This is a genomic window from Streptococcus sp. 3874 (assembly GCF_013276425.1).
Lineage (GTDB): Bacteria > Bacillota > Bacilli > Lactobacillales > Streptococcaceae > Streptococcus > Streptococcus pseudopneumoniae.
This window is the reverse complement of the sequence record NZ_VMLA01000021.1, coordinates 1-12,398: the sequence shown is the minus strand read 5'-3', so window position 1 is coordinate 12,398 and position 12,398 is coordinate 1. Positions and strand designations below refer to the sequence as shown.

Genomic DNA, 12,398 nt, shown 5'->3' with positions numbered 1-12,398 from the left:
AGGAAGCTAACCGCAGGCTGTACTTGAGTACGGCAAGGTGAAGCTGACGTGGTTTGAATTTGATTTTCGAAGAGTATTATGAATTGAACACGACCTAAAAGCTAGGTAAAAAAGATAAACTGTCTGGTCTTCATCGAAGACTGCGCCAGTTCCCTATTTTTACTGGGCTTTTGACGGTCTTTGTATCTTATATAAACATTTTTCTGAGTAGGGTTTGTTTGCTTTCTTTGAGCTGGTTAACTTTTTCCTCTTGCTTGGCAATGGCCTTGTCTAGGTCTTGGAAGAAAGTACCGATGACCTCTTGTTCAGGTTTGCTTGGATGTAGAAAAGAAAAATTCTTCACTTTTTCTGCATTTAAATTTGCTTGTGTGCCTGTAGAAATTAAACTTCCCCACTCATTATAGATGTTAGCCTTTTCTAATGTGATATACACAAAATTTCGCACAATATCATCTTCAAAAACCATATTATAAAACGCTTGCGAAGTGGCACAGTCTATCCCCAAAATCGCTAACTTACCCACGGATGCATACATAGCTAAACTAATAGCACCCTCAGGAACCACCCAAGCAGAAGAATTTTGTAAACCTTCGTTTGTTATTGTTTTTTCTGTTCTTTTAAGATATTTGCCTGAATTACTAATATCAGTAATGCTAAGAAAAGGAATGTCTCCCCCGTAATATTTAGCCACGGTTGATTTCGGAGTACCTCCTGAACCACCTCTTAGAATCAAATCCCCCAACTTCACTTCCTTCCATTCATCTTCAAATCCTGCGAAGCGAAGGGCTGGTTTGGTTTGGCATTTGGCTGGGAAGAGGAGCTTGAGATAGGTTTTCTTCTGCTCTTTGAGCACCTCTAACTTACGCTGTTGAAGGCTAATAAGCTGGTCAATATCTTGGAAGAAAGAACCAATGGCAGTTTGCTCGGAGAGGGAGGGGAGGGAAATATCTGTCTCTAAAATATTCTTATTGTATAATCTTTTTATTGTAGTTCCTTCAATTCCTGACCAAGATACAATCTTATAAAAAGCTTTAAGAAACTTGTTGTTAATTTTACCATGGTGATTCAACCAAACAATATTTGAATCTTGGTAGTAAGCTTCATCTCCATCGTACTCAACAACGCGGCCAATACTTCCTGAAGCAGATAACAGTAAATCTCCTCTTTGAGGATAAGCAAATTTTGTTTTATATTCTTCAAATTTTTCTCTAGTTATATAAGTATCAGCTTCCCCTCCAAAAGTACCAATTTTGAAAAAAGGAATTTCAAACTCCGCAGAAGTTTCCTCTTTGAAAATCCTCCTACACATTTCAACTGACCCAAGATTTCCCAACTTCTTCTCTTCCCAAACTTCAGTATACCCCGTAAAGCGATAACTTGGTTTTTTTGTCATATTACTCCTCCAACTATTTCATCTTTATTTGTATCTATAAATTGCAATTGATAAGCTTTACGAGCCCCCCATGCCTTAAGTGTTTTCTTAATAGTATATTCATTCTGCTTATCGAACTGGTCTACATAAATGCTCACATCCGGTGTCTGTTTAAAAATTTCTTTAAAGTACGGAGCATCCACTCCATCCTCATCCCGAATACCAAAACCAATGAAGTAGATTTCTTTGATAGAGCTTAAACTTTTGAAAAACTGTATATTATTAGTTAATATACTATCAACTGGTTTCTTTAACTTATTAACAACTTCTTCCATATATGCTCCTACATCTAGAGGATTGAAATCACTTACTTCATCATCAAAACCATGTCCAAAAATAAATTTTTCCCCACCAATAACTCCATGTAAATGAAAAACTTGCTCTTCAGGGATTCTATATAAATCCTCTAACGTTTTTGTATAATTGAAATTTAGAAATGTTGCATCAGAGTTTTTCAAAACTGTAGCTTTTAACAATTTATAACACGAATTTTCACCATTTCTAAGAATTCTATCAGTCCATTCAAAATATGTTTCTTCTATCCACAATTTAAATAATTTATTTAAAGAATATAATACATATTTAGCTAGAATTTCTCCTATTTCATTAGCATTACTAGCCATTATACTGCCATCCAAATCTCTAGCGTTATATATACAATCTGTATTAACAATAGACACTTCATTAAAATCTGCTAATTTCTCTTCAAAATCAGACCAAAATTTCTCAGTTTCCGTAATTTGACTCATTAGCTGATACAGTAACTTATACAAAATTACATCATCTGGATATAGATCTCCTCCATCTGGTGCCATTTCCATTTCAGGTATGGTATCATCATCAATTTCTTCTAGCAATATTTCTTTATCAATTCTATTTAGATATAATTTTATGGCATTTTCACTTTGCAACGACTCTAACAGTTCATCTTTTCCATAAGCCTGCTGATAAACGAACTTCTTGAAATATAGATAATCTGTCTTTAAGTCATGTGCTATATCAAAACCATTTCCGATAATAAATAATTTCTCCACTATATCCCCCCTTTCTATTACTCCATTTTCTTATTTCTACACTTTAGGTTTTCTTTTTATGATATCTATTCTTCAATTTTACCTATTTTTTCACTTTAGGGCATCAATGTCTTGGTTCTATTGTTCAATTTTGGCCATTTTTGCACTTTAGATAGGAAACTATGCTATCCTATTCTTCAATTTTACCTATTTTGAAATAATAGATAGGCTGATTTTGTGATATAATGTTAAAAAACGTTGAAATGCGAGGATGACTATATATGAACTATAGAGAACTTAGAAAAATCTACTACAGTCATCGTGACCAATATGAGGAAGAGTATCAACTACGCTTACAGGGATACAGCTCCATTAGGACATCTCTTTATCCTCATTTAATGCAACGCGATACTGTCAAAACAAGTCAATACCCTTTATTTGTTACCCTGCATCTTGAGATTTCCCAACTGATGGAAACTATCTCACAGCAGTCTCAACGAATTAGCGAAATAGCTGATACCCTCCCTAAGATTGCCCACGATCAGTTTTATAAAGAACAGCTCTACCAATCGATTATTTCCACAAATGAGATTGAGGGTATCCATACAACTCGTAAAGAGTTGGTCGATGTGGAGAAACTCCTAGAGGAAGACCCCTATAAGACCGAACAAATCAAACATCTTTCCACCTTGCGAATGTACCAACAAATCTTGAAGGATGAATTTCTCCAAATCCAATCTCTTGAAGATATCAGAGGGATTTATGACCAATTAACACAGGGAGAAATATCGCCAGAGGATGAACTCGATGGAGAGTTTTTTAGACAGAAATCGGTCTTTATCCAAGACGACAAGACTGGCAAAGTCATCTATATCCCACCTCAAAAGGAGGAACAGATTCAGGTCATGCTGACAGAGTGGATTCGTTTTATCAACGACCATTCTATCCCAAACCTTGTCAAGGCTTGTGCTGGACACTATTTTTTTGAAAATATTCATCCATTCTACGATGGGAACGGTCGGACAGGACGCTACATCCTCGCCAAGTACTTGTCTAGAAAGCTGGATAAATTCTCAGGTCTGGTTTTGTCCCAACAAATCAATCACCATAAGCAAGACTATTATAAGGCTTTTAGGAATACTGGTGATCATCTCAACCGTGCCGATGCTACCTTCTTCGTTGAAACCTTGTTGACTTTTATCAAGGAAGGGCAGGAAAATATTATCCAAACCCTCCTTGAAAAACAAGAGCAACTGCATCGCTATAAAGTTAAGATAGAGCAAACAGAAGGGCTGGAGGAAGTTGAGAAATACATCTTGTTTCTCCTCGCTCAGTCCAAGCTCTTTGTCGATGATAAGAGAGATGGCATAGAAGATAGAAGCATCATCCAACTGGCCAATCAGTCCAACCATCATTACTCTAAGAAAAAGGTCAAGGATGCTTTCTTGCATCTTGAAGATAGGGGAATTTTGACCCTAATTGGTCGAAAACCTTCCCAACATTATCTTTCTGACTATTTTTAATACTCAATGAAAATCAAAGAGCAAACTAGGAAACTAGCTGCAGGCTGCTCAAAACACTGTTTTGAGGTTGCAGATNNTATATACGGCAAGGCGACGTTGACGTGGTTTGAAGAGATTTTCGAAGAGTATAAACCTATCTCCCTCTTAGCGGTAAGATATCCTCTGAAATCATGCGCATATAGTCCTCTTTGAGGGCTTTTTTGTATTTGAGTTTTGGTAGTGCCTTGTCTCCGTGGGCTTCCTTATAGGCCAGATAGTCCTGAGATTCCGTAATGGCTTTTTCACCATTTTGCTTGTCTCGTCCGATGCGGTAGTTGTCCACTACGAACTGGAGTTCATCCTCTCCTATCTGCCAATAATCTGCCGTTTCACGAATCTTTTTCTGGGTTGTTAGCTCAATCATCTCATCCAACTTATGGGTCACAGACTGCCCCTGATAGCTCTTAGCATCTGCTTGGACATTCTGCCAGAGTTTGGAGATGAGGCTGGATAACTTGGGATTGGATTTGTTCAAATCTTCGATATAGTTATCTACCAGACCCTTTTCCTTTTTACCGATAAGGTTTTCCCGATTTTCGATCAAGGCTTGGATGAGAGAGAGGATATAGTGATAGTTTATCTCGTCGGTGCGGATGGATTCGAGCTCATACTCGATATCCAGCAGCACACCTTCATCTTCTTGGTCTTCTTTTCTGCGTCTGCGGAGTTCTTCGATGACATTTTGATATTGGCCGGCAAAGTTCTCGATGTCTTCTAGGCTAAGTCCAATCTCTCTGAGGATGACTTTCTCATCATAGTCAGAATAGACTTGTATAGAAGATAGGAGCTTGTCAAATTCTTGGAAGGCCTTGGCAAAGCGTTTTAATTCTGCATCTGTCGCTGTATCCAAATCCGGCACCTGCTCTGGACTTGGAGCGATGGCTAATAGTTGATGAACCTTCTCCAGAAACTTGGCCTTCTCCTCCTGCCATTCTGGGGCTAAAACACTGCTTTCGCCACCATTTGAGTAGAGGCTCAGAGCTTCATCCACCTTTTCTTTAAAACGGTCAGGCGTTTGGAAAGTAACGATTTGGCCGAATTTCTTGCCTTCATCAAAGAGGCGATTGGTTCGTGAAAAGGCCTGAATGATGTGCTGGGGTTTCATGGGCTGACGGTCCATGAATAGGGTCGATAGGCAAGGGGCATCAAAGCCTGTCAACAAGCGGTCCACAACGATAACCAAGTCCAACTGTTCCTCACGGAAGGCAAAGCGTTCTTTCTTACGGGCCAGACGGTCGTTGAGGTCACTATTGTAGGATGCAATGGTTGCTAGGCTAAAATGGGTACCAAACATGGCATTGTAGTCTTCTAAACTCTCCTCCATATAGGCTTGGTTGACATAGGAGTTTGCTTCATTTTCTGTCACAGAGTAAGTAATGGCAACCTTAGGGAAGTCTGGCAAAACCTTTTTAACATTTTCCGAAATGCTTAGAGACTTCTCTCCATTTTTGACTTGCTTAATCAGGTTATAATAGGCCTGCGCACGGACAATGCTTTTGACAGTCAAAATGGCTTCATAGGTTTTTCCTACCCCATTTTGGAAACCGAGTTTGCGTCTTGAGCGATTGAGAATAGCATCTAAAACGGCAAGCATATGTCCTTCGTCATCATAACGCTCCTCGTCAATCTCATCTTCTGCCCAACCAGGCATGGTCGTCTGATACTCCACATTAAAACCAAGAACCGCCTTGTCATGGATGGCTTCTTTGACGGTATATTGGTGGAGGCAGTCACCGTACTGCTCTTCGGTCGTCTGAGCAAGGTCTCCTTTTTGTTCACGTTTATTTTCTGTAAAGATAGGAGTTCCTGTAAACCCATACCAGAGAGAATTTGTAAAGAAGTGCTCTAGGTGGCGCTGGCGTTCAGGAGTCACTGCGCGATGGCATTCATCAACAACAAAGCCTAGTTTGAGTTGTTTGATACGATTGTAGACCTTTTGGTGACGGCCTTCATCAAACTGACGAATCATAGCATTGATTTTCTGGATGGTCGTCACAACGACACGGCGGTCATCAGAAGCTAGATTTTTAACCAATTCCTGTGTATCATCGGTCTCGTCGATATCAATCATATCGTTCTCTGCGTAAGACTGAAAAGAACTGGTCGTCTGCTGATCAAGGTCTGTCCTATCAATCACAAAGATTGTCTTCTCAATGGATGGTATCTGGAGCAGATTGCGCGAAACCTTATAGGAAGTCAGGGTTTTTCCTGAACCAGTCGTATGCCAAATATAGCCCGACTGGCGCTTGCGACTGGCTTCACGGATAGCCTCAATGGCATGTACCTGATAGGGGCGTAATAAAATCAAGGCCTTCTTGTCATCATCAATGACAGAATACTGCATGACCATCTCGTGGGCTCTCGGTATCGACAAGACAGACTCTGCAAAGTCAAATAGTTGAGGTTGAGGTCTATTTTCACTATCCACCCACTTGGTCAAGAAGCGCTCATTTAGCTTGTTGGCTTTGGCAGCTGCGATGTAGCGGGTGTCTGTGACATTAGAGACGACAAACATCTGAAGACTTGAAAAAATGCCTCTGAACTGTCCTTCTTGGTCGTATTTTTTAATCTGACGGAAGGCATCCATGTAAGGATGAGAACGGCTTTTTAGTTCAATCTGAATCATAGGCAGACCATTGATTAGCAAAGTCACATCCCCACGACGCTGGCGAATCCCTTCTCCGCCTGTGATGACTTGATTGACAACCTCATAGCTGGATTTGCCACCAGCGACATTGTTTCTCCACAAGACTTCCAAGCGAATGGTGCCTAAACTAGCATCTTCACGTTGAACCTGCACCTTGGCAATGCCATTTTCCCCTGCTATCCACTTGGCTGCTTCGTAGAAGTTGACGAAATTGAGCTGGTTTTTAATTTGATTTTTCTCTAAATTTGTAAGGGGATGGTCTTGCAAAATGCGGACATTATTGGCTTCCAGCTTGGCAAAAAAGTTTCCCCATAGGAGGTCTTCTGTATTTAACTCAGGTCGATACACCCATTGACTTTCTCCCTTTGTCAACTGGTTGATCAAATCTCGCTCGATAGCCAATTCCTGTTTGGTTTTGGCTTTACCTGCTACAGGGATAGCAGTCTCATCTTTGGGAGAGAGTCTCTGGCTGATATGGAAATCCTGCAAGGCGGCTTGATTGAGATATTGCAATTTTTTGAGAAGATCTTGCTCCGTCCCTTTAATGGCTTGATAGGCTGCCGTCAAGTCTTTATCTGCATCTAGGTAGTGATGGGGATTCTTCTTTATTTGAATATAACCCTGCACTAAATCTTCTAAACGTCTCAGCTGAATAGCAAGCTGGTTCTGGAGTTCCTGAGAATTGCTTCCAGATGCTCCTTTCTGGTTGATAGCTTCTAGGTATTCTACGATGGCAGTATAACTAGGCTGTAACTCAGGTGCTGAAACGATGAGTTCTTGTTCTAATTCTTTTGATAAGGTGTAAGCCATGTTCATACCCCATTTCTACAACGCAAAAAGCCTACCAAAAAGATTGGCAGGTTTTGAAAATGGGTATGAAAACGCGAGTTTATATATATATATATATGTGTGTGTGCAAGCTAGTTATTTGCTTAAATCTGAAAACCATAGGGACTCTTCCTTTTCATTCATCCAAGGCGTTGCGACATCGAAAAAACAGCGCCTTTACTTCCTTCTATTGTATCATAAAAGACTAGTAGTGAAAAGGTTTCCCATGGTTTTATCTCTTATTTCAGAGTAAAGGTAGTTTCTTTCTTAAATTTTCAATCTATCTATAGACTAAAAGATCTTTTTAGTTTAGAATAGTAATATAAACTATTTTTGTATCATGATAACTTAGAATAATTCATAATTTTTTAATAAAAATAAAAAATATAAATAGGAGAATTTATAATGTGTAAAGTCTATAAATATAGCGAACTATACTCAACAGATTTTATGTCTTATTTTGACAATAAAAAAGAAGTAATATCAGACATTGAACTTCAATCAGATGAATATAGTATAGATATTGATAAAATTATTGCTGAATTAGGAATTGAGGTTATAGAAACATACTTCGATTCGCATTCTGGAAAATATGATGCTGACACTAAAAAAATGTATGTTAATATTTTGGAACCGCTACAGCGTCAACGATTTACTAAGTCTCATGAATTAGGCCATTTTGTGTTAAAACATGAAGGAATTTCTGAACGTGAACAAACACCAGTAGCGAATGCTAAAGAAAGAGCTGCTAACCAGTTTGCAGCAGAACTACTAATGCCGCAAAAGTTAATCATAAAAGCAATCGATAGAATGGCAATAGATTATTCTATGACCTGGGAGGAATTAGATACTTTAAATGATGAAATTATTATTACTTATCTTGCTGAAAAATTAAATGTGTCCAATCCGGCTATGAAATATAGACTTATTAATTTGGGTGTATTGTCCATTTAAGGAGAATTTTATGTTACTTAGGGATAAATTCTATGAAAATTTAGGGACCTATTATTCATCCCCTGAAGAAATAAAAAATCAACTGAATTCAAAAATCTTTAATGATTTTAAAATAGTAATAAATATAATTGGAATAAACCAACCTCAGGAAGATTTAACACCAATTTACAAAATTCAAAATCTAGAACTCTCATCAACAAATAAAAACTCTAAATTGCAAGATGAAATCGATGATATCAATAAATATTTATTAAGTGCAGGTACGGGATTAGGATATAAAGATGAAAAAAATTCATGGAGTTTATTTTACTTAATAAAAGAAATGATTACATCGTTTCAAAGACAAGGCTATAATTACTATAGGGGACAAAGAGAAGATTGGGAAACAGTACCAGGGATATTTAGAAATTTACAAAATAGTGAAGGAAATAAATACTGTAACACTTTTGAATCTCTTTATCTAAATATCTCTAGAGAATTTCCTGATGAAGTTAAATATGTCCCTTTAAATCAAGAAATGTTAGATATCCGAGCTGATGAATTAGCTATCTTACAACATTATGGTTTGCCAACAAGTCTACTAGATATTTCCGAAAATCCATTCATAGCCATGTTGTTTATGTTAGGTTTTGGGAAAATAAAAAATCCTCAGTTAGAGTTCTATAAAATTGACTCCAGCAATGATAGTGAGAATGGAATAATTTCTTTAGTTCATAAGAAAATTACAAATAAGAGAATACGGGCACAAAAAGGTGCTTTTATAAATTTTGATAAACTTATTAAATTTATAAATTTTAAAAAAAATGAAATAGAATTAGAAAATTATAAACCTATCGATAGAATTATTCTAAATATCAAATTTAATATAGAGGCCTCTATTAAGTCTTTAAAAAATCAGCAAAGCTCTAATCATACTAATCCAGAAGATGATCTATCTTCTAAAAATTTAGACGGAGTAATTAAATTTTTAGAAGGAAAGTCTGTCAAATCAGGTTCTGATAAAAATAATCAAGAGGAAAGAATTTCTGGCGACTACTATGAATTAATTCAAAGAGAACTTTTACGAAAGTTAAAAGAGTACAATTATGAAACAAATGCCTTATTTCCAGATTTTTCAGACTATTTGATTTATAAATCTAAAGAATTCGAATTAAAAGATGATAAAAAATCTAATAGAGCGGTACTTAATGAATTAAAAAAAAATTCAAATAACCTGCCTTATCATAAAAGCAAAAAGAATAGAAAAGGTAAATATAGAATCACAAGAGTCTGGAGAAAAAGTCTTTGAAATCAAAAAAACGCATAATATCAAGAATTATACAACCTTGATATTATGTGTTTTATTGTAGAAAGATTTACTTCATTTTCTCCTGAAATTGAGTTTTTCCCAGCATCCTTGTGTATTATTCTTGTACTTCTTTCTGAGCAGCCTTGCCTTGGTCGAGAAGGGCTTGGACGATTTTCTCATCGCGTAGTTTGACAGAATCGTTGATCATTTCTGCGGACTTGACGATGGTTGTTTCTAGTTGGGCACGTTTCTGGCGTCCCAATTCAATAGCTGCGACGATACCTTGGTTTTGAGCGACCAGACTTTCAGCCAATTTGGTAACAGACTCAACAGCGACTGTCGGGCTTTGGGCAATTCTTTCCATCTGCGGAATCACTTCCTTGCTGGTCTCAGCTAGCATCTGAAGGGCAGCATTATTGGCATTGACAATGGCATCTGCCACGACACCTGATTTCATGGATTGTTGCAAAATACCCAGTTGGGCAATGGAAAGTTTCATTGTCGGAATCGTATTACGACGAAGCATTCCCAATTTTTGGCGCATATCAGATGACACCTTCACAAGATTGCGCATCTGAGGTGTTGTTGCCCAGGCAACATAGAGACGGCTGACATACTCAGTGTGCTGTTGTTCAAGGGTATTGACCACTTCAGCCATGCGGGCCAATTCTTGTGACTTGGTTTGGTATTCTACCGTACTTGTATCGAGTTGGTCAGCTTGAGCTTTCAGTTCTGCAGCGCGCTTGCCAGCTTCTGTCTGGCTGGCTTCGATAAAGGAAATCACTCCCACTAGATTTTCAATGGATTTGGTATTGTCCTCAATCAACATCTCAGCAGAGACGATATTTCGAGCTAGCACATCTTCTTGCTTGACCACTGCGGCAGCCATGCCATCGAGCTTTTGCTCTACTGTTTTTGAGTCAAAGTAAAATTCCTGTAGGGTATTCTTGCTCTTGTTAAACAATCGTTGCAAAAAGTTTGGCTTTTCTTCTAACTCAGCAATTTCAGCGTTCTTGTATTTGACTACAAAGCCTTGCAACTCACGGTTGGTATTCTTGAGAAGATCATCCACTTGGGGAATCTGCAGTTTCTTTTGTTCTGACAAGATACGGTTGACCGTATTGTTCACACCTTCTACAGCAGATTGGCCAAAATCCAAAAGAGCATTTTGATTGGTGACAAACTGGTCTACCAACTGGGGCACGTGCGCCTTAATCCCTTCTTGTTGCTCAGGGCTCAGCTTCTCAAGGAAGGTCAAGGTCTTGTCTGAGCCAGTATTGGTCTCGATGATTTGGGTTGTCTTATCCTCCTTAGCTACCGTATTATTGGCAATCTGGTCAATATCAAAATTAAATTCTGTCATGGTTACTCCTTTGTTTCTAACCTATTCTTTACGATCTTTTTCTAGGATACGCAAACTAATATCAAAATCACGCATATCTGTTTCATTGAGTTCTCTCAACACCTGGTCCAGCTCAAGGTCAAATTGTTCGATAGCTGATTTAGCTTGCTGTAAACGTTCTTCTGCTCGATTATAGTTTTTAGGATTGGCCTTAATCTTTAAATAGCCTTCTAAAATCGTTTTGAATTTCTCCATCTTCAAACTATGAATGGCCGTCAATTCTTCCTTATCCCCCTCGGCAGAGGTGGCAATCTTGTCTAAAATAGCCTGATGGTCAACGGCAATATTATCCAAGGTCTGAGACAATTCTGGAGCTAGTTCCTCTGGCTCCGCATTTTCAAGTTCTACCTGACTTTCTCTATCCAAACGTTCTAGCTGAACATCGATGTTTGCCCTTACTGTACGAACCTTTTTGTCAATACGGTTGTAGATATCAGCATCGATATAGGACTTGAGACAATCCGCCTCCTGATGGATTTCCCTCAGTTCGATCAATACTTGATTGGCCAGACTCTTATAGGAATCTGAACCTTTTTCTACTAAAGTTCCCTCCAATTGCTGAATATCCTTGTCCGCCTGACGAATACGAGCTTTTAAAAGCTCAATCCGATCGTCGAGAGAACGATCCTGCAAAAGAGGATAGCGCCAACGTTTATAGAGACGATAACCACCATAGCCTAGCAGGACACAAGCCGCAAGTGGGAGAGCATATTGAACCAAAAGGCCCAGTAAGAACAAGAAGCCCCAAAAATAGAGACAGCCTTTGCAAAAACCATTACCTGATTTCATAAACATTCCTTATTTTCAATTTATAAATCTATTTTAGCACAAAAGAGCAAAATGAGGGCGGAAATCCCCTAGAAAAGAGTTGATTTCTTTGCTGTAGAATGGAGGCTAGTAGAGCGTGGGCTAATTTCAGTAAAGCGGACTCAAACCACAGGCTTCAGTGTTATAAGATTGCGAAATGACCTCTGAGGACATATCAAAACAAAAGCTTGAAATATCGGAGGGGTTGTGTTAGAATGAACTTACAATGTGAGTAAAGTTACAGCATATGTAACTAAAAAGCCCCACCGTGCCACCGATGGTTTTTTTTGCTACCCTCTTAAAGGGTTAACCATTACTTCTTACGTTTCTTAAGCCATAACTTGAAAAGCTCAGATAACACGTTAATAAGTAACAGAGCTAGAAACACTGTGAGTAAAGTTTCTAGCATATGTAACACCTCCCTTCCTTAAATTGAGGGGGCCAAAATATAGTAGATTGAAACTA

General features: G+C 38.3%; 8 protein-coding genes. 3 read left to right on the top strand and 5 right to left on the bottom strand.

Annotated features, from left to right (window positions below; translation table 11 throughout):
* Positions 1–187 precede the first annotated feature (187 nt).
* Together HT703_RS02065 and HT703_RS02060 are read right to left on the bottom strand one after the other, a co-directional pair.
* Entirely contained in the window at positions 188–1,393 is a 1,206-nt protein-coding gene (locus HT703_RS02065) for a restriction endonuclease subunit S (protein WP_172929889.1), read from the bottom strand.
* Positions 1,390–2,466 (bottom strand): AbiH family protein, encoded by a 1,077-nt coding sequence (locus HT703_RS02060; protein ID WP_138701017.1) that lies wholly within the window; start codon positions 2,464–2,466, stop codon positions 1,390–1,392. The genes HT703_RS02065 and HT703_RS02060 overlap by 4 nt, the downstream gene beginning before the upstream one ends.
* 260 nt (positions 2,467–2,726) lie before the next feature.
* On the opposite strand from HT703_RS02060, the gene HT703_RS02055 reads away from it, so the two are divergent.
* Positions 2,727–3,968 carry a Fic family protein gene (locus tag HT703_RS02055; protein WP_172929887.1) on the top strand — a complete coding sequence of 414 codons (1,242 nt, stop codon included), beginning with the start codon at positions 2,727–2,729 and terminating at the stop codon, positions 3,966–3,968.
* Positions 3,969–4,101: 133 nt separating this feature from the next.
* Here the strand turns inward: HT703_RS02055 and HT703_RS02050 are convergent, their stop codons facing one another.
* Positions 4,102–7,470 (bottom strand): type I restriction endonuclease subunit R, encoded by a 3,369-nt coding sequence (locus HT703_RS02050; protein ID WP_240150148.1) that lies wholly within the window; start codon positions 7,468–7,470, stop codon positions 4,102–4,104.
* A gap of 417 nt (positions 7,471–7,887) precedes the next feature.
* On the opposite strand from HT703_RS02050, the gene HT703_RS02045 reads away from it, so the two are divergent.
* Entirely contained in the window at positions 7,888–8,436 is a 549-nt protein-coding gene (locus tag HT703_RS02045; protein WP_000335401.1) for an ImmA/IrrE family metallo-endopeptidase, read from the top strand.
* 10 nt (positions 8,437–8,446) lie between these two features.
* Positions 8,447–9,724: an FRG domain-containing protein gene (locus HT703_RS02040; protein WP_023935422.1), complete on the top strand. Its 1,278-nt coding sequence runs from the start codon at positions 8,447–8,449 to the stop codon at positions 9,722–9,724.
* 115 nt (positions 9,725–9,839) lie between these two features.
* Here HT703_RS02040 and HT703_RS02035 read toward each other — a convergent pair whose 3' ends face one another.
* Both HT703_RS02035 and HT703_RS02030 read right to left on the bottom strand, forming a co-directional pair.
* The gene (locus tag HT703_RS02035; RefSeq protein ID WP_023933400.1) at positions 9,840–11,087 is read right to left on the bottom strand and encodes a toxic anion resistance protein; all 1,248 of its coding nucleotides are present in this window, start codon (positions 11,085–11,087) and stop codon (positions 9,840–9,842) included.
* A 21-nt stretch (positions 11,088–11,108) separates the two neighbouring features.
* The gene (locus HT703_RS02030; RefSeq protein ID WP_054392978.1) at positions 11,109–11,915 is read right to left on the bottom strand and encodes a hypothetical protein; all 807 of its coding nucleotides are present in this window, start codon (positions 11,913–11,915) and stop codon (positions 11,109–11,111) included.
* Positions 11,916–12,398: the final 483 nt, after the last annotated feature.